Raw genomic sequence first — 16,916 nt, 5'->3', positions numbered from 1 at the left:
GAAAGCTCCGAAGAGATGACAAAGCGCATCTCTTCGGACTTTTTAAAGATATTAGTTGACAGTAGAAATTGATAATGATAATATATTGAAGGTTGATAGTTAACTGTCTGTACTTCGGAGGATATGAAAATGTCTTATGATAAAGTAAGGGCTAGTCAAACAATCATTGGTACAAAGCAAGCAGTAAAAGCAATGCAAGCTGGTTTAGTGAAAGAGCTTTTTGTGGCACTTGATGCAGACAATTGGGTAACCGATTCGGCCATATCTTTCGCGAGAGAAATCGGTATACCAGTTATTCTTGTCGAGTCCAAAAAGGAACTGGGCAAAGCCTGTGGAATCCATGTTGGAGCTGCGGTAGTTGCTATTGCTGTAGATTAGTTTTTGTGTATAAAACACAAAGACTTTGTTTTTACCCAAAAAATGAACCACCTGGATGTGTGGTATTAATAGTGAATGAATGAAGGGAGGAAAAACCGATGCCTACAATTAACCAATTAGTACGTAAGCCTCGTCAATCTAAAATCACGAAATCAAAATCACCAGCGTTAAACAAAGGATATAACTCATTTAAAAAATCTTTAACTGATGTTAAGTCTCCTCAAAAACGTGGTGTTTGTACTCGTGTAGGTACAATGACACCTCGTAAACCAAACTCAGCGTTACGTAAATACGCTCGTGTGCGTTTAACTAACCAAATTGAGGTTACAGCTTATATCCCAGGTGAAGGCCACAACTTACAAGAGCACAGTGTTGTTCTTATCCGTGGCGGACGCGTAAAAGACTTAGCGGGTGTTCGTTACCATATCGTACGTGGTGCTCTTGATACAGCTGGTGTAAACGGTCGTTTACAATCACGTTCTAAATACGGAACAAAACGCCCTAAAGAAAAAAAATAATTTAACACGCTAAGTGTTAATGAATAACGAGCCTGATGTTGGTATCACCGATTTTCAATCATGCTAGCTGATGTGGAAATGTAGTGATAACGACATTTTAGGCGAAGTTTATAAAAAAAATCGATAATTATTCGAAAGGAGGAAAACACATGCCTCGTAAAGGTCCTGTTTCCAAACGTGACGTGTTACCAGATCCAATTTATAATTCAAAACTAGTAACTCGTTTAATCAATAAAATGATGGTTGATGGTAAAAGAGGTACTTCTCAAAAGATTTTATACGGTGCGTTCGAACTAGTTAAAGAACGTTCTGGTGAAAATCCAATTGAAGTATTCGAAGCTGCTCTAAACAACGTAATGCCAGTTCTTGAAGTACGCGCTCGCCGTGTTGGTGGTTCTAACTACCAAGTGCCAGTTGAAGTACGTCCAGAACGTCGTACAACTTTAGGTCTTCGTTACCTAGTTAACTATTCTCGTCTTCGTGGTGAAAAAACTATGGAAGAGCGTTTAGCTAACGAAATTCTAGATGCTTCTAACAACACTGGTGCATCAGTTAAGAAACGTGAAGATATGCACAAAATGGCAGAAGCGAACAAAGCATTCGCTCACTACCGTTGGTAATCTAAACATAGCATAAGCCCAATATGGAAGGAGAAATACCTAATGAAACGCGAATTCTCTCTAGAGAATACTCGTAATATTGGGATCATGGCTCACATTGATGCTGGTAAAACAACAACAACTGAGCGTATCCTTTATTACACAGGTAAGATTCACAAAATCGGTGAAACTCATGAAGGCGCTTCTCAAATGGACTGGATGGAGCAAGAGCAAGAACGTGGTATTACAATCACTTCTGCTGCAACAACAGCTCAATGGGCAGGCCACCGTGTAAACATCATCGATACTCCTGGACACGTAGACTTCACTGTAGAAGTAGAGCGTTCTTTACGCGTACTTGATGGTGCTGTAACAGTGCTAGATGCTCAATCTGGTGTTGAGCCTCAAACAGAAACTGTATGGCGTCAAGCTACAACTTACGGTGTTCCACGTATCGTATTCATTAACAAAATGGATAAAACAGGTGCAGACTTCTTGTATTCAGTAGGTACTCTACACGAACGTTTACAAGCAAACGCTCACCCAATCCAATTACCTATCGGAGCTGAAGATCAGTTCTCTGCTATCATTGACTTAGTTGAAATGAAAGCAACTTTCTACGGCGATGAAAAAGGTACTGCAGTAACTGAAGGTGAAATTCCTGAAGAGCACCGCGAAATCGCTGAAGAATACCGTGAAAAATTAATCGACGCTGTTGCAAGTGTTGATGAAGAAATCATGGAAAAATATTTAGAAGGCGAAGAAATCACTGTTGCTGAGCTTAAAGCGGCTATCCGTCGTGCTACAATCGCAGTAGAATTCTACCCAGTAATCTGTGGTACAGCATTCAAACATAAAGGCGTACGCCCAATGTTAAATGCAGTTATCGATTACTTACCATCTCCAGTTGATGTACCAGCAATCAAAGGTACTTCAGTTGATGGTGACGAAGAGTTAGAACGTAAATCTTCTGATGAAGAGCCATTCTCAGCTCTTGCATTCAAAGTTATGACTGACCCATTCGTAGGTAAATTAACTTTCTTCCGTGTGTACTCTGGAACATTAGATGCAGGTTCATACGTACAAAACTCTTCTAAAGGTAAACGTGAACGTGTAGGTCGTATCCTACAAATGCACGCTAACTCTCGTGAAGAGATTTCTAAAGTGTTCGCTGGGGACATCGCAGCAGCAGTAGGTCTTAAAGATACTACTACTGGTGACACTCTATGTGACGAGAAAAACCTAGTTATTCTTGAATCAATGGAATTCCCTGAACCAGTAATTTCTCTTTCTGTAGAACCAAAATCAAAAGCTGACCAAGACAAAATGGGTCAAGCTTTACAAAAACTTCAAGAAGAGGATCCAACTTTCCGTGCTCACACTGACACAGAAACTGGCCAAACAATCATCTCAGGTATGGGTGAGCTTCACCTTGATATCTTAGTTGACCGTATGCGCCGTGAATTTAAAGTAGAAGCTAACGTAGGTGCTCCAATGGTATCTTACCGTGAAACATTCCGTAGCTCTGCAAAAGTTCAAGGTAAATTCACTCGCCAATCTGGTGGTCGTGGACAATATGGTGACGTAACGATTGAGTTCTCTCCAAATGAAGAAGGTAAAGGCTTCGAATTCGAAAACGCTATCGTTGGTGGTGTAGTTCCTCGTGAATACATCCCTGCAGTTGAAGCAGGTCTTCGTGACTCTCTTGACCGCGGTGTAGTAGCTGGTTACCCACTAATCGACATCAAAGCGAAATTAGTATTCGGTTCTTACCATGACGTTGACTCGAATGAGATGGCGTTTAAAATCGCAGCTTCTATGGCTCTTAAAGAAGCAGCTAAACAATGTGATGCTGTAATTTTAGAACCAATGATGAAAGTAGAAGTTGTAATTCCAGAAGAGTACCTTGGTGATATCATGGGTAACATCACTTCTCGTCGCGGACGCGTTGAGGGTATGGACGCTCGCGGTAACTCTCAAGTTGTTCGTGCAATGGTTCCACTTTCGGAAATGTTTGGTTACGCAACAACTCTTCGTTCAGCAACTCAAGGTCGCGGTGTATTCTCAATGACATTTGATCATTATGAAGAAGTACCAAAATCAATTGCTGCTGACATCATCAAAAAAAATAAAGGTGAATAATTGAATTTTCATCTTGCATAAAGTATAACTAATTTGTAAGCTATGATTGCAGGATAGAGGATGGGCCCGTTCTCTATCAGCATTCATTCTATAAATTTTCAAATAAAACATACAATTTCGAGGAGGCAATCTCTAATGGCTAAAGAAAAATTTGACCGTTCAAAAACGCATGCTAACATTGGTACAATCGGACACGTTGACCATGGTAAAACAACTTTAACTGCTGCAATCGCTACAGTTCTTTCTAAAAAAATGGGTGGTACAGCTAAATCATACGCTGATATCGATAACGCACCAGAAGAAAAAGAACGTGGTATCACAATCAATACTTCTCACGTAGAATACGAAACAGAATCTCGTCACTATGCACACGTTGACTGCCCAGGACACGCTGACTATGTTAAAAACATGATCACTGGTGCTGCACAAATGGACGGCGGTATCTTAGTAGTATCTGCTGCTGATGGCCCAATGCCACAAACTCGTGAACACATCCTTTTATCTCGTCAAGTAGGTGTTCCATACTTAGTAGTATTCATGAACAAATGTGATATGGTAGACGACGAAGAATTATTAGAATTAGTAGAAATGGAAATCCGTGACCTACTTTCTGAATATGACTTCCCAGGCGACGACATCCCAGTAATCAAAGGTTCTGCTCTTAAAGCTCTTGAAGGTGAACCAGAATGGGAAGAAAAAATCGTTGAATTAATGGACGCTGTAGATTCTTACATCCCAACTCCAGAACGTCAAACTGACAAACCATTCATGATGCCAGTAGAGGACGTATTCTCTATCACTGGTCGTGGTACAGTTGCAACTGGCCGTGTTGAACGTGGTCAAGTTAAAGTTGGTGACGTAGTTGAAATCGTAGGTATCGCTGAAGAAGCTAAATCTACAACTGTAACTGGCGTTGAAATGTTCCGTAAATTATTAGACTACGCTGAAGCTGGTGACAACATCGGTGCTTTACTTCGTGGTGTAGCTCGTGAAGAAATCCAACGTGGTCAAGTATTAGCTAAACCAGGCTCAATCACTCCACACACAAACTTCAAAGCTGAAGTTTACGTTTTATCAAAAGAAGAGGGTGGCCGTCATACTCCATTCTTCTCTAACTACCGTCCTCAGTTCTACTTCCGTACAACTGACGTAACAGGTATCTGTAACTTACCAGAAGGCGTTGAAATGGTAATGCCTGGCGATAACATCGAAATGACAGTAGAACTTATCGCTCCAATCGCTCTTGAAGAAGGTACTAAATTCTCTATCCGTGAGGGTGGCCGTACTGTAGGCGCTGGCGTAGTTGCTTCTATCCAAAAATAATATTTAGCTTAGGCTAATTTCAAAACCAATCTGTAGGGACGCTTACAGATTGGTTTTTTATGTTAAAATATATAAGTGAAAGGAGCGTCAGCGTATGGAAATGAAGGTTTTATTGATAGAAGATGATCCATCAATTTTTGCAATGATCGAAGAGCGCTTTATGCAATGGTCATTACGTGTTGTAGGTCCAACTGATTTTCAAAAGGTGATGGATGATTTTATCGAAGAGAAGCCACAGCTAGTTTTAATAGATATTCAACTACCGGCATATGATGGCTTTCATTGGTGCCGTGAAATACGACATATTTCAAAGGTGCCGATTCTCTTTCTATCTTCACGAGATCATCCAATGGATATGGTAATGGCGATGCAGATGGGTGCCGATGATTTTATACAAAAACCCTTCCATATGGAGGTGTTACTTGCAAAGGTTCAAGCTATTTTACGCCGTACTTATGACTATGTTGAAGAAACAATGGATGTGACGCGTTTCAATGGGGCTGTTTTGGATTACGCGCGTAGTGAGATTATGTTTAATGGGCAGCTTGTTTCCTTAACTAAAAATGAACTGTTTATTTTACGAGTTTTATTGGAAAAGGCTAATCATATCGTTTCTAGAGAGGACTTAATGAGAAAACTATGGGATGATGAGCGCTTTGTGAATGATAATACATTGTCAGTTAATGTTAATCGATTACGTGCTAAGCTAGAGGATATCGGCTTACAGGATGTTATTGTGACAAAAAAGGGGCTCGGCTATATAGCAGTGACGCAGGTGACGTGAGTGAGAATGCTATTTTTATTTATAAGAGAACGGCTAGCATGGATTGGCTTTTTTGTTTTTCTTCTTGTCGTGCTTAACCTATTATTTTCTTTGGACGTTGGTTTAGTTGGCATCTCTATTTGGTATGTCAATATGATTATGGTTGTGGCGTTTTTTATTTTTTTATTATGGCGCTATACAAAGGAAATTGGTCAATTGAAAGATTTCCTGGTAAATGTAGATAGCCGGCTGGATGATGCTCATGCTAGAAGTTTAGCTCTATCACCTTTTCAGGAGGCATACTACCGAAAAATTGAAGACGTCTTCTATGATAAGGATGCAGAGCTGAATCATGCGAAGGTGCAGCTACAGGAGTATTCAGATGAGCTGCTAGCATGGGTACATGAAGTGAAGGCTCCTTTAACAACTATAAATTTAATGTTAGATCGTATTGAGGACTCGACTTTGCGGAGGAAACTAGAGACCGAATGGTTAAGGTTGCATTTGCTTGTCGATCAGCAATTACACCAAACACGTCTTGCAACGATTGAAAAGGATAATTTTTTAAGTGAAATAGAACTGCGGGCGGTTGTTTACAAAGAAATCCGCGCGATGCAAGCATGGTGCTTAGAAAAGGATATCGGCTTTGATGTCGGTGAATTAACAGAAGTGGTTTTAACCGATAGTAAATGGATAGCGTTCATTGTAAGGCAAATTCTATCAAATGCTATTAAATATAGCCCTATCAATACAGAAATCTTTATTTTTACTGAAGTTGAATCATCTGGTGCAACATTGTTACATATTAAGGATAATGGCATTGGGATTAGACCAGATGATATGCCACGGATTTTCCAAAAATCGTATACAGGAACGGCAGGCAGAGAATCTGCACAGTCTACGGGTATGGGCTTGTATTTAGCACATAACATTGCTCAAAAAATTGGCGTTCGTATTAGTGTACAATCAGTAGTAGGGGAAGGGTCAATCTTTACGCTACGATTCCCATTACAAAATGAATATGCCAAACTAACAGGTAGATGACGAAATTGTCACCTACCTTTTTATATTGTCATGTAAAACGCACGAATTGAACGTGTAGACAGGGTACACTTGTAGTATAGAAAGGGGCGTTAACCTGTGGCAGTTTTAATTGGACGTAAAGTAAAAAAAGTATATGGTAAAAAATCGACGGCACAAGAGGTGTTGAAGGGTATAGATTTAGAAGTGAATGAAGGAGAGTTTGTTGGCATTATGGGTCCGTCAGGCTCAGGGAAGACGACATTATTAAATGTGTTGTGTTCGATTGATTTTGCAACGGAAGGTGTCATTGAAATTAATGGTCAAAGCTTACGAGGGATGAAAGAAAAAGCTTTAGCTAATTTCCGTCGCGAACAGCTAGGGTTCATATTCCAAGATTATAATTTATTGGACACTTTGACAGTGAAGGAAAACATCTTGTTGCCATTAGCGATTAGTAAGTTACCGAAAGCTGTAGCAGAAAGTCGTGTCAAAGAGCTTACTTATTTACTCGGTATTGGAGATATATTAAATAAATACCCAAATGAAATATCTGGCGGTCAAAAGCAACGTACATCGGCTGCGCGTGCATTAATTACAAATCCATCAATGGTCTTTGCAGATGAACCTACAGGTGCACTGGATTCGAAATCAGCAACAGCTCTGTTGAAAAATTTGCAAAGTATTAATGAAACCAAGAAAGCGACAATTATGATGGTAACGCATGATGCAGTGGCAGCGAGTTTCTGTACACGTGTTTTGTTTTTAAAAGATGGGCTGATTTACAGTGAACTATACAAAGGTGATAAAACAAGACAGGCGTTTTTCCAAGAAATCATGCATACGCAAAGTGTGCTAGGCGGTGACGGTTATGAGTCTTAGTAAGCTTGTATTCCGAAGTATGAAGAAAAATATGAAACATTATTATTTATACTTCTTTGCACTTATTTTTAGTGTGACACTCTATTTTTCTTTTGTGACATTACAGCATAATGGTGAAGTTTTTAATACCGTTCAAAAGAGTGGCACAGCATCAGCAGGATTTGGAGCTGCAACTTATATTTTGTATTTTATTATTTTATTTTTCGTGTTGTATGCGAACCATCTATTTATGAAACGTCGCAGTAAAGAAATTGGCTTATATCAGCTAATAGGAATGACAAAGGGATTAATTGTGCGCTTATTGGCTTTAGAAAGCATTCTATTATTTGTAGGAGCTGTCGCTGTAGGGATAATTGTTGGTTTCTTTAGCTCCCGCCTAATCGCCATGATTTTATTGCGTATCCTTGAAAAAGAGACGCTTGTCAAAATGACCTTTAGTACTCAAGCATTGCAGCAATCTATTGTTGTTTTCGCTATCTTATTAGTGATCGTTTTGTTGCAAATGACGTGGATGATTCACCGTGTATCGCTTTTATCCTTATTTAGCGCGGCTAAACAAGCAGATGAGCGTGTAAAACGATTTAGCCCATTACAAATGGTTATTGGCTTTTTAGGGCTTGTACTCATTGCATATGGCTACTATGCATCAACGAGATTATTTGATATTAATAATGCAGGCAATCTATTTAATAATATGATTATTATTTTGGCTACAACAATTGGGGGAACATTCCTAGTTTTCCGTTTCTCTGTAGCATTTATAATGAATACTGTTCGTTTAAAGAAAAATGGACATTTGACTGTCCATGATGTTTTAGCGTTAACACCCATTATGCATCGCATGAAAAGTAATGCTAAATCATTGACCCTGATTACGGTTTTAACGGGTGTATCACTTGGGATTACCACATTATCATATATTTCGTATTATTCTTCAGAAGCGGATGCCTATAGCCAAATCCCTGGCGATTACATTTTACATGAAGATCAAGGACAGGATTTTTTAAAGAAACTAGAGGAAAATAATATCGCTTATGATAAGGTTGAATATCGTTTACAAGGGGTTACAGCTACCATCGCTCAGTTAATGGCTAAAGAACAAAAAGATAGTCCATTTTATAACATGGAAGGCACGATTTATACCATTCCACTTTCTGATTATCAACGTAGAAACCCAAATACAACAATTGCGGGTAATGATGTTATTTTAACTAACTATGGTGGCTATATGGCGGAGATGTTCCCATTAGAAAAGGATCGTAATCTAGTCGTATCAGCAGGTAAACTTAAAGAAACACTGCATGTCAAAGCTATTCATGATGAAAGTATTATTGGTGGAACAGTAACGTCTGGTGGCGGAGGTCCAATTTTTGTAGTGTCTGATGCATTGTTTGAAAAATTGTCAACGCAAGCAAAACTATTCCCTTGGCATAAACAAACTTCGATTACATTACAGTCAAAGAAAGACCTTGCACTAGCTGAAAAATTGTATGAAGAATCAGGCGCAGATGCCATTACTATTTTTGATAATGATGGCAATACTCAAAACTTTAAAATCAAGTCATTTGAAGCTGAACGTAAAGGAAATATTGAATCACTTGGGTTAATAATTTTTACGACAGCATTTTTAGGCTTAGCATTTTTAATGACGACTGGTAGCATTCTGTACTTTAAACAAATGTCTGAAGCAGAAGAAGAACGAGGAGCTTATACAATTTTAAGAAAGATTGGCTTCTCAGAACGAGATATCATGAAGGGAATCTTTATGAAACAGGCGTTCAATTTTGGTGTTCCTTTACTGATTGGTCTACTTCATAGTTATTTTGCAGTGAAATCAGGATGGTTTTTATTTGGTTCAGAATTAACAACACCGTTATGGATTGCTATGAGCTGTTACGTCGCTTTATATGCAATTTTTGCAGTCCTTTCGGTTGGTTATTATAAAAAAGTAATAAGAGAATCATTATAACTATTAAATAGGAAGAAACTCCGAAAAACAGTATGATCTAATACAGGTCATACTGTTTTTTGAATTTTACATTTAATGAAATATTTCATAACAGCTTGACTTTCGTTTGTCAGAATATTAAAGTTTAACATATTAATAATCTAGTGTACGAAAGTGAAGTGTCTTTATGAATGCGGTAATTGTGGCAGTAGCTGTCATGTTAATATTAAGTTTGCTTCGAATCAATGTTGTCCTTTCACTTGTTTTAGGAGCCTTTGCAGGGGGCTTAACAAGTGGTATGGGTATTCAAGCAACTGTCGAGTCGTTTACAGAGGGGTTAGGGGCAGGTGCTACTATTGCACTTAGTTATGGTCTACTTGGTGGATTTGCTATAGCTATCTCGAAGACAGGTATACCTGACTTATTGATTGCGGGTATGTTAAACGTGTTAAATAAAAATGGTTCAAGTAATAGGAAGGGCTTAGTAAAAGTATTAATTTTTCTCCTTATTTTTATCATGGCGATTTTTTCTCAAAACTTAATTCCAATTCATATTGCCTTTATCCCTTTACTAATACCACCGATTTTAAAAGTTTTAAATATGCTAGAAGTGGATCGTAGAATAATAGCCACGCTAATTGCGGTTGGCTTAATTGGTACCTATAGTTTTGTACCAGCAGGCTTCGGAGCAATCTTCCAAGAAATTGTGTCAACGCAAGTAACGAATGCTGGAATGGTTGCACAAGCAAGTGATGTGCCTGTAGCAATGGCTATTCCTATCCTAGGTATGTTAGTAGGACTAGGGATTGCATTCTATGTATATCGCAAACCACGTAAATACAAAAATACAGATGTAGAAACAGCGGCTTTAAATGTGAATGTTAGTAAAACAGTTATTATTTCTACGGCACTAGCATTAATTGTTTCACTTATCGCGCAAATCGCAACAGATTCCATGATTGTTGGCGCCTTTGCAGGGATCATGATTATGTATTTTACGGGTGCTCTAAAATGGAGAGAGGCCGATGAAATTCTATCAGAAGGTATGAAGATGATGGCATTCATTGGCTTTGTAATGATTGCCGCCAATGGGTTCGCTTCCGTTATCAATGCAACGGGTGATGTAGATAGTTTAATTACAAGCTCTCTGGCATACCTTGAAGGCAATAGAAGTTTGGCGGTATTTATTATGCTAGTGATTGGATTAGTTGTCACAATGGGCATAGGCTCTTCTTTTGCGACAGTACCGATTATTGCGACTTTATTTGTTCCGTTAGCACAAGGATTAGGAATGAGCCCTTTAGCGATATTGTGCTTAATTGGCACTGCAGGCGCATTAGGTGACGCAGGTTCACCAGCATCAGATTCAACATTAGGACCAACTGCTGGCTTAAATGTTGATGGACAACATAATCATATTTGGGATACATGTGTACCGACGTTTATCTTTATTAATATTCCACTTGTCCTATTTGGATGGATTGCCTGTGTATTCTTTCTATAATGTTGGGAAGCAGTTTCTAAATTTTAGAGACTGCTTTTTTTGTTAATTGTTCGAAATGTTCGAAAACGTAGATAGCACAGGTTAAGTGTTGCAAAATCAATGAAAATTATATATACTAGTAAACGGCTTAAATAAGCGAGAAATATTAGTAGTAAAGAATATCTACAACATTTAAAAGAATTTAGCGAAAAGACTTGCTTATTCTTTTTTTATTGTATATAATGTTGAATGTTGGTCTTTGACTGCGATGAAACGAGAGGTTGCCGACACACCCGGCCGCTTTGCCATGGCGGTGCGTTGGAGAATTTTCGTGGAGAATGTCTAGAAAATAGGCGAGAAGGAGGGAAAATAATGGCAAAACAAAAGATTCGTATTCGTTTAAAAGCGTATGATCACCGTATTTTAGATCAGTCTGCTGAGAAAATTGTGGAGACTGCAAAACGTTCAGGTGCAAGTGTATCAGGTCCGATTCCACTTCCAACTGAGAAGTCTGTGTACACAATTCTACGTGCTGTTCACAAGTACAAAGACTCTCGTGAACAATTCGAGATGCGTACGCATAAACGTCTGATCGATATCGTTAACCCAACACCACAAACTGTTGATGCGTTAATGAAACTTGATTTACCATCTGGCGTTGATATCGAAATCAAACTTTAATGGTAAAAACAATATAACTTTTTAAAACTTACAGGAGGTGTGACAAATGGCTAAAGGAATCTTAGGTAGAAAAATTGGTATGACACAAGTTTTCGCTGAAAACGGCGATTTAATCCCGGTAACAGTTATCGAAGCTACTCCAAACGTAGTTCTTCAAAAGAAAACTGTTGAAACTGACGGCTACGAAGCTATCCAAGTTGGTTTCGAAGATAAGCGCGTTAAGCTTTCTAACAAACCAGAACAAGGTCACGTAGCAAAAGCGAATACTGCTCCTAAGCGCTTCATTCGTGAATTCCGCAACGTGAACGTTGAAGAATACGAAGTTGGTCAAGAAGTCAAAGTAGAAATTTTCGCAGAAGGCGATGTAATTGATGTAACAGGAGTTACTAAAGGTAAAGGTTTCCAAGGTGTTATCAAACGCCACGGACAATCTCGTGGTCCTATGGCCCACGGTTCTCGTTACCACCGTCGTCCTGGTTCAATGGGTCCAGTTGCTCCGAACCGCGTATTTAAACAAAAGAAATTACCTGGTCAAATGGGTGGCACAGTAGTTACAATCCAAAACTTAGAAATCGTAAAAGTTGATGCAGAACGTAACTTACTACTTGTTAAAGGTAATGTTCCTGGTTCTAAAAAAGCTCTAGTTACAGTTAAAACTGCAATTAAAGCTAACTAATCACTTCAAGAAAGGAGGAAACAGGAATGACAAAAGTATCTGTACTTAGTCAAACAGGTGCTTCAGTTGGTGAAATCGAGTTAAACGAAGCGATCTTCGGAATCGAGCCAAATGAAGCAGTATTATTCGACGCAGTAGTTGCACAACGCGCTTCTCTTCGTCAAGGTAATCATAAGGTTAAAAACCGTTCTGAAGTTGCTGGTGGTGGTCGTAAACCATGGCGTCAAAAAGGAACTGGTCGTGCTCGTCAAGGTTCTATCCGTTCTCCACAATGGCGCGGCGGTGGTATCGTATTCGGTCCAACTCCACGTAGCTATTCTTATAAATTACCTAAAAAAGTTCGTCGTTTAGCTCTTAAATCTGCTTTATCAGCTAAAGTAGTAGAACAAAACTTCTTAGTTCTTGATGCTCTTACACTAGCAGCACCAAAAACAAAAGAATTTACTAAAATCCTTAAAGATCTTTCTTTAGAGAAAAAATCTTTATTCGTAACTGCTGACCTAGATGAAAACGTAGCATTATCTGCTCGTAACATCCCTGGTGTAACAGTTTTAACTGCAAACGGAATCAACGTTCTTGATCTTTTAGGTCATGAAAAAGTTGTATTCACTAAAGCTGCAGTAGAAAAAGTTGAGGAGGTGCTTGGATAATGGAAGCACGTGATATTTTAAAACGTCCGGTCATTACTGAGCGTTCTTCAGAACTTATGGCAGAGAAAAAGTATACTTTCGAAGTAGACACTCGCGCTAACAAAACTCAAGTAAAAGACGCTGTAGAAGAAATCTTTGGCGTAAACGTTGAGAAAGTAAACGTTCTTAACTACAAAGGTAAATTCAAACGCGTTGGCCGTTACGGTGGTTACACAAACAAACGTCGTAAAGCGATTGTTAAACTAACTGCGGACAGCAAAGACATCGAATTATTCGAAATGTAATCCTTTAAGGATTTATGATTTGAACAATCAAGAAGGAGGGAAACACAATGGCGATTAAAAAGTATAAACCTACCTCTAATGGTCGTCGTAATATGACGTCTTTAGACTTTGCGGAAATTACAACTAACAAGCCTGAGAAATCATTGCTTGAACCAACTAAACGCAAAGCTGGTCGTAACAACCAAGGTAAAATCACTGTTCGTCATCATGGTGGTGGTCATAAGAAGCAATATCGTGTTATCGATTTCAAACGTGTTAAAGATGGCATTCCAGCGAAAGTTGCTACTATTGAATATGATCCAAACCGTTCTGCGAATATCGCATTAATTAACTACGCTGATGGAGCAAAAGCTTACATCTTAGCACCAAAAGGTCTAGAGGTTGGTCAAACAATCGTATCTGGTCCAGATGCTGATATTAAAGTAGGTAACACATTACCATTAGCAAACATTCCAATGGGTACAACAATCCATAACATCGAGTTAAAACCTGGTAAAGGTGGACAATTAGTACGTTCTGCTGGTACTTCTGCGCAAGTACTTGGTCGTGAAGACAAATACGTAATCGTTCGTCTACAATCTGGTGAAGTACGTTTAGTTCTTGCTACTTGCCGCGCTACAATCGGTCAAGTTGGTAACGAACAACATGAACTTGTGCACATCGGTAAAGCAGGTCGTAGCCGTTGGTTAGGTAAACGCCCAACTGTTCGTGGTTCTGTAATGAACCCTAACGATCACCCACACGGTGGTGGTGAAGGACGTTCTCCAATCGGACGTAAATCACCGATGACACCTTGGGGTAAACCAGCACTTGGTTACAAAACTCGTAATAAGAAAAACAAATCGGATAAATTCATCATCCGTAGTCGTAAAAAATAAAGTGGTTAAACTACGGTTCTATGTGAGAGCCGTGGTGGAATCACGGAGGGAGGTTCCTACATGGGTCGCAGTTTGAAAAAAGGACCTTTTGTTGATGACCACTTAATGAAAAAAGTGGAAGCACAAGAGGCTTCTGAGAAGAAACAAGTTATTAAAACTTGGTCTCGCCGTTCTACAATCTTCCCGAACTTCATCGGACTAACAATTGCTGTATATGATGGACGTAAACATGTTCCTGTATACGTAACAGAAGATATGGTAGGCCACAAACTTGGTGAATTCGCACCGACTCGTACTTACAAAGGTCACGGTGCAGACGACAAGAAAACAAGACGCTAATTTTGAGAGGAGGTAAATCCTAATGACACAAGCTAAAGCTATCGCTCGCACAGTACGTATCGCTCCTCGTAAAGTTCGTCTAGTTGTAGACTTAATCCGAGGTAAGCAAGTAGGTGAGGCAGTTGCAATTTTACGTCATACTCCAAAAGCGGCGTCTCCAGTCGTTGAGAAAGTATTAAAATCTGCAGTTGCTAATGCTGAGCACAACTACGATCTAGATATCAACTCTTTAGTAGTTTCTGAAGTATTCGTTGATGAAGGTCCAACATTAAAACGTTTCCGTCCACGTGCACAAGGACGTGCAAGCGCAATTAACAAACGCACAAGCCACATCACTTTAGTGGTATCTGAGAAGAAGGAGGGTTAATCCGTGGGTCAAAAAGTACATCCAATAGGACTGCGCGTTGGTATTATTCGTGACTGGGAGTCAAAATGGTACGCTGAAAAAGACTATGCAACTCTACTTCACGAAGACATCAAAGTGCGTAAATATATTGAAACGGCTCTTAAAGACGCTTCTGTTTCTAAAGTTGAAATCGAACGTGCTGCAAACCGTGTAAACATTACAATTCACACTGCTAAACCAGGGATGGTAATCGGTAAAGGTGGTACTGAAGTTGAAAACCTTCGTAAATACCTTGGCGAATTAACTGGTAAACGTGTACACATCAACATTATCGAAATTAAACGTGCTGATCTTGACGCTCGTCTAGTAGCTGAAAACATCGCTCGTCAATTAGAAAACCGTGTTTCATTCCGTCGTGCGCAAAAGCAAGCGATCCAACGCACAATGCGTGCTGGTGCAAAAGGAATTAAAACACAAGTATCTGGTCGTTTAGGTGGCGCTGATATCGCGCGTGCTGAACACTATAGTGAAGGAACTGTTCCACTTCATACTCTACGTGCTGACATCGACTATGCACACGCAGAAGCTGACACTACTTACGGTAAATTAGGCGTTAAAGTATGGATCTACCGTGGTGAAGTTCTTCCTACGAAGAAATCTGTGGAAGGAGGCAAATAATATGTTATTGCCTAAACGCGTAAAATACCGTCGTGAACACCGCGGAAACATGCGTGGCGAAGCGAAAGGCGGTAAAGAAGTATCTTTCGGCGAATGGGGCCTACAAGCTCAAACTGCTAGCTGGATTACTAACCGTCAAATCGAATCTGCACGTATCGCGATGACTCGTTACATGAAACGTGGCGGTAAAGTTTGGATTAAAATCTTCCCGCACAAACCTTACACGAAAAAACCTCTAGAAGTCCGCATGGGTTCTGGTAAAGGTTCTCCTGAAGGTTGGGTAGCAGTTGTTAAACCAGGAAAAGTAATGTTCGAAATTGCTGGTGTATCTGAAGAGATCGCACGTGAAGCACTTCGTTTAGCATCACATAAGCTTCCTGTTAAATGTAAGATCGTAAAACGTCAAGAAACTGGTGGTGAATCTAATGAAAGCTAATGAAATCCGTGACCTTGCCACTTCTGAAATTGAATTAAAAGTGAAATCACTGAAAGAAGAGCTTTTCAACCTTCGCTTCCAATTGGCGACTGGTCAATTAGAAAACACAGCTCGTATTCGTGAAGTGCGTAAAGCAATCGCGCGTATGAAAACTGTTATTCGTGAAAGAGAAATCAGTGCAAATAACTGATAAAGGAGGTTTTCAAGTATGACTGAGCGTAATCAACGCAAAGTTTACACGGGCCGTGTCGTTTCAGATAAAATGGACAAAACAATTTCTGTTTTAGTTGAAACTCACAAAAAGCACAAGCTTTATGGTAAACGTGTAAAGTACTCTAAAAAGTTTAAAGCTCATGATGAGCAAAACCAAGCGAAAATCGGTGATATCGTACGTATCATGGAGACTCGCCCGCTATCAGCTACTAAACGTTTCCGTCTAGTTGAAGTTGTAGAAAAAGCGGTTATTATTTAATAACTATTTCGGAACAACCAATTTCCGAAGGGAGGTAACCTAAGTGATCCAACAAGAAAGTCGTATGAAAGTTGCTGACAACTCAGGTGCACGTGAAGTTCTTACAATTAAAGTGCTTGGTGGCTCTGGCCGTAAAACTGCTAACATCGGTGATATCGTTGTTTGTACAGTTAAGAAAGCAACACCAGGTGGCGTTGTCAAGAAGGGTGACGTTGTTAAAGCTGTTATCGTTCGTACTAAATCAGGCGTACGTCGTAAAGACGGTACTTACATCAAATTTGATGAAAATGCTTGTGTAATTATTCGTGATGATAAATCACCACGCGGAACTCGTATTTTCGGACCTGTTGCACGTGAATTACGTGACAGCAACTTCATGAAAATCGTTTCTCTAGCTCCAGAAGTTCTTTAATTTCATGA

At 39.4% G+C, this 16,916-nt stretch carries 22 protein-coding genes; all 22 read left to right on the top strand.

Annotated features, from left to right (window positions below; genetic code table 11):
- The first annotated feature begins 129 nt into the window (after window positions 1–129).
- The 22 genes from MHH88_RS21610 to rplN all read left to right on the top strand — a co-directional run bounded on the left by MHH88_RS21610 (window position 130) and on the right by rplN (window position 16,908).
- Window positions 130–378 carry a ribosomal L7Ae/L30e/S12e/Gadd45 family protein gene (locus MHH88_RS21610; RefSeq protein ID WP_024364379.1) on the top strand — a complete coding sequence of 83 codons (249 nt, stop codon included), beginning with the start codon at window positions 130–132 and terminating at the stop codon, window positions 376–378.
- 98 nt (window positions 379–476) lie between these two features.
- Complete coding sequence (rpsL, locus tag MHH88_RS21605) at window positions 477–896, top strand: 30S ribosomal protein S12 (protein WP_010860613.1); 420 nt, start codon at window positions 477–479, stop codon at window positions 894–896.
- Window positions 897–1,045: 149 nt separating this feature from the next.
- Complete coding sequence (gene rpsG, locus MHH88_RS21600) at window positions 1,046–1,516, top strand: 30S ribosomal protein S7 (protein ID WP_024364378.1); 471 nt, start codon at window positions 1,046–1,048, stop codon at window positions 1,514–1,516.
- 42 nt (window positions 1,517–1,558) lie between these two features.
- Entirely contained in the window at window positions 1,559–3,637 is a 2,079-nt protein-coding gene (gene fusA, locus MHH88_RS21595; protein WP_025220845.1) for an elongation factor G, read from the top strand.
- 135 nt (window positions 3,638–3,772) lie between these two features.
- On the top strand, window positions 3,773–4,960 hold the full coding sequence (gene tuf, locus MHH88_RS21590; RefSeq protein WP_024364376.1) for an elongation factor Tu: 1,188 nt from the start codon (window positions 3,773–3,775) through the stop codon (window positions 4,958–4,960).
- A gap of 100 nt (window positions 4,961–5,060) precedes the next feature.
- Window positions 5,061–5,744 carry a response regulator transcription factor gene (locus MHH88_RS21585; protein WP_339263153.1) on the top strand — a complete coding sequence of 228 codons (684 nt, stop codon included), beginning with the start codon at window positions 5,061–5,063 and terminating at the stop codon, window positions 5,742–5,744.
- Window positions 5,745–5,750: 6 nt separating this feature from the next.
- The gene (locus tag MHH88_RS21580; RefSeq protein WP_339260605.1) at window positions 5,751–6,767 is read left to right on the top strand and encodes a sensor histidine kinase; all 1,017 of its coding nucleotides are present in this window, start codon (window positions 5,751–5,753) and stop codon (window positions 6,765–6,767) included.
- A 96-nt stretch (window positions 6,768–6,863) separates the two neighbouring features.
- Complete coding sequence (locus tag MHH88_RS21575) at window positions 6,864–7,625, top strand: ABC transporter ATP-binding protein (protein ID WP_024364373.1); 762 nt, start codon at window positions 6,864–6,866, stop codon at window positions 7,623–7,625.
- Window positions 7,615–9,594, top strand: a complete 1,980-nt coding sequence (locus tag MHH88_RS21570) for an ABC transporter permease (RefSeq protein ID WP_339260603.1) — start codon at window positions 7,615–7,617, stop codon at window positions 9,592–9,594. Before MHH88_RS21575 ends, MHH88_RS21570 begins: the two co-directional genes overlap by 11 nt.
- Before the next feature lie 166 nt (window positions 9,595–9,760).
- Window positions 9,761–11,077: a Na+/H+ antiporter NhaC family protein gene (locus tag MHH88_RS21565; protein ID WP_339260601.1), complete on the top strand. Its 1,317-nt coding sequence runs from the start codon at window positions 9,761–9,763 to the stop codon at window positions 11,075–11,077.
- Between the two features lie 351 nt (window positions 11,078–11,428).
- Window positions 11,429–11,737, top strand: a complete 309-nt coding sequence (gene rpsJ / locus MHH88_RS21560) for a 30S ribosomal protein S10 (RefSeq protein WP_004233624.1) — start codon at window positions 11,429–11,431, stop codon at window positions 11,735–11,737.
- Window positions 11,738–11,783: 46 nt separating this feature from the next.
- Window positions 11,784–12,413, top strand: coding sequence for a 50S ribosomal protein L3 (rplC, locus tag MHH88_RS21555; RefSeq protein WP_069514330.1), 630 nt, complete (start codon window positions 11,784–11,786; stop codon window positions 12,411–12,413).
- A gap of 26 nt (window positions 12,414–12,439) precedes the next feature.
- Complete coding sequence (gene rplD, locus MHH88_RS21550; protein WP_010860604.1) at window positions 12,440–13,063, top strand: 50S ribosomal protein L4; 624 nt, start codon at window positions 12,440–12,442, stop codon at window positions 13,061–13,063.
- Window positions 13,063–13,347, top strand: a complete 285-nt coding sequence (gene rplW, locus MHH88_RS21545) for a 50S ribosomal protein L23 (RefSeq protein ID WP_036205532.1) — start codon at window positions 13,063–13,065, stop codon at window positions 13,345–13,347. Before rplD ends, rplW begins: the two co-directional genes overlap by 1 nt.
- A 47-nt stretch (window positions 13,348–13,394) precedes the next feature.
- On the top strand, window positions 13,395–14,225 hold the full coding sequence (gene rplB, locus MHH88_RS21540; RefSeq protein ID WP_024364368.1) for a 50S ribosomal protein L2: 831 nt from the start codon (window positions 13,395–13,397) through the stop codon (window positions 14,223–14,225).
- A 60-nt stretch (window positions 14,226–14,285) separates the two neighbouring features.
- A complete protein-coding gene (gene rpsS, locus MHH88_RS21535) occupies window positions 14,286–14,564 on the top strand; it encodes a 30S ribosomal protein S19 (RefSeq protein WP_004233637.1) in 279 nt (92 codons plus the stop codon).
- A 22-nt stretch (window positions 14,565–14,586) separates the two neighbouring features.
- On the top strand, window positions 14,587–14,931 hold the full coding sequence (rplV, locus tag MHH88_RS21530) for a 50S ribosomal protein L22 (protein ID WP_004233639.1): 345 nt from the start codon (window positions 14,587–14,589) through the stop codon (window positions 14,929–14,931).
- Window positions 14,932–14,934: 3 nt separating this feature from the next.
- Window positions 14,935–15,588: a 30S ribosomal protein S3 gene (gene rpsC / locus MHH88_RS21525; protein ID WP_069514333.1), complete on the top strand. Its 654-nt coding sequence runs from the start codon at window positions 14,935–14,937 to the stop codon at window positions 15,586–15,588.
- A 1-nt stretch (window position 15,589) separates the two neighbouring features.
- A complete protein-coding gene (gene rplP, locus MHH88_RS21520) occupies window positions 15,590–16,024 on the top strand; it encodes a 50S ribosomal protein L16 (protein ID WP_010860599.1) in 435 nt (144 codons plus the stop codon).
- Window positions 16,014–16,214 carry a 50S ribosomal protein L29 gene (gene rpmC / locus MHH88_RS21515; RefSeq protein ID WP_004233646.1) on the top strand — a complete coding sequence of 67 codons (201 nt, stop codon included), beginning with the start codon at window positions 16,014–16,016 and terminating at the stop codon, window positions 16,212–16,214. The genes rplP and rpmC overlap by 11 nt, the downstream gene beginning before the upstream one ends.
- Window positions 16,215–16,232: 18 nt before the next feature.
- On the top strand, window positions 16,233–16,496 hold the full coding sequence (gene rpsQ / locus MHH88_RS21510) for a 30S ribosomal protein S17 (protein ID WP_024364366.1): 264 nt from the start codon (window positions 16,233–16,235) through the stop codon (window positions 16,494–16,496).
- A 43-nt stretch (window positions 16,497–16,539) separates the two neighbouring features.
- Window positions 16,540–16,908, top strand: coding sequence for a 50S ribosomal protein L14 (rplN, locus tag MHH88_RS21505; RefSeq protein ID WP_004233650.1), 369 nt, complete (start codon window positions 16,540–16,542; stop codon window positions 16,906–16,908).
- Window positions 16,909–16,916 lie beyond the last annotated feature (8 nt).

Origin of the sequence: Lysinibacillus sp. FSL K6-3209, from assembly GCF_037976175.1 — a bacterium.
GTDB classification, from domain to species: domain Bacteria; phylum Bacillota; class Bacilli; order Bacillales_A; family Planococcaceae; genus Lysinibacillus; species Lysinibacillus sphaericus_D.
The sequence above is the reverse complement of the archived record's forward strand: the minus strand, read 5'-3'. Positions and strand labels throughout refer to the sequence as shown.

What these genes read in the sequence shown, in the direction of transcription:
- rplD (WP_010860604.1), top strand. Translation starts at nt 12,440, where the DNA reads ATGACAAAAGTATCTGTACTTAGTCAAACAGGTGCTTCAGTTGGTGAA.
- MHH88_RS21585 (WP_339263153.1), top strand. Translation starts at nt 5,061, where the DNA reads ATGAAGGTTTTATTGATAGAAGATGATCCATCAATTTTTGCAATGATC.
- MHH88_RS21580 (WP_339260605.1), top strand. Translation starts at nt 5,751, where the DNA reads ATGCTATTTTTATTTATAAGAGAACGGCTAGCATGGATTGGCTTTTTT.
- rplP (WP_010860599.1), top strand. Translation starts at nt 15,590, where the DNA reads ATGTTATTGCCTAAACGCGTAAAATACCGTCGTGAACACCGCGGAAAC.
- MHH88_RS21565 (WP_339260601.1), top strand. Translation starts at nt 9,761, where the DNA reads ATGAATGCGGTAATTGTGGCAGTAGCTGTCATGTTAATATTAAGTTTG.
- MHH88_RS21610 (WP_024364379.1), top strand. Translation starts at nt 130, where the DNA reads ATGTCTTATGATAAAGTAAGGGCTAGTCAAACAATCATTGGTACAAAG.
- tuf (WP_024364376.1), top strand. Translation starts at nt 3,773, where the DNA reads ATGGCTAAAGAAAAATTTGACCGTTCAAAAACGCATGCTAACATTGGT.
- rplB (WP_024364368.1), top strand. Translation starts at nt 13,395, where the DNA reads ATGGCGATTAAAAAGTATAAACCTACCTCTAATGGTCGTCGTAATATG.
- rpsG (WP_024364378.1), top strand. Translation starts at nt 1,046, where the DNA reads ATGCCTCGTAAAGGTCCTGTTTCCAAACGTGACGTGTTACCAGATCCA.
- rplW (WP_036205532.1), top strand. Translation starts at nt 13,063, where the DNA reads ATGGAAGCACGTGATATTTTAAAACGTCCGGTCATTACTGAGCGTTCT.
- MHH88_RS21570 (WP_339260603.1), top strand. Translation starts at nt 7,615, where the DNA reads ATGAGTCTTAGTAAGCTTGTATTCCGAAGTATGAAGAAAAATATGAAA.
- rpsJ (WP_004233624.1), top strand. Translation starts at nt 11,429, where the DNA reads ATGGCAAAACAAAAGATTCGTATTCGTTTAAAAGCGTATGATCACCGT.
- fusA (WP_025220845.1), top strand. Translation starts at nt 1,559, where the DNA reads ATGAAACGCGAATTCTCTCTAGAGAATACTCGTAATATTGGGATCATG.
- rpmC (WP_004233646.1), top strand. Translation starts at nt 16,014, where the DNA reads ATGAAAGCTAATGAAATCCGTGACCTTGCCACTTCTGAAATTGAATTA.
- rpsQ (WP_024364366.1), top strand. Translation starts at nt 16,233, where the DNA reads ATGACTGAGCGTAATCAACGCAAAGTTTACACGGGCCGTGTCGTTTCA.
- rpsS (WP_004233637.1), top strand. Translation starts at nt 14,286, where the DNA reads ATGGGTCGCAGTTTGAAAAAAGGACCTTTTGTTGATGACCACTTAATG.
- rplV (WP_004233639.1), top strand. Translation starts at nt 14,587, where the DNA reads ATGACACAAGCTAAAGCTATCGCTCGCACAGTACGTATCGCTCCTCGT.
- rplC (WP_069514330.1), top strand. Translation starts at nt 11,784, where the DNA reads ATGGCTAAAGGAATCTTAGGTAGAAAAATTGGTATGACACAAGTTTTC.
- rpsL (WP_010860613.1), top strand. Translation starts at nt 477, where the DNA reads ATGCCTACAATTAACCAATTAGTACGTAAGCCTCGTCAATCTAAAATC.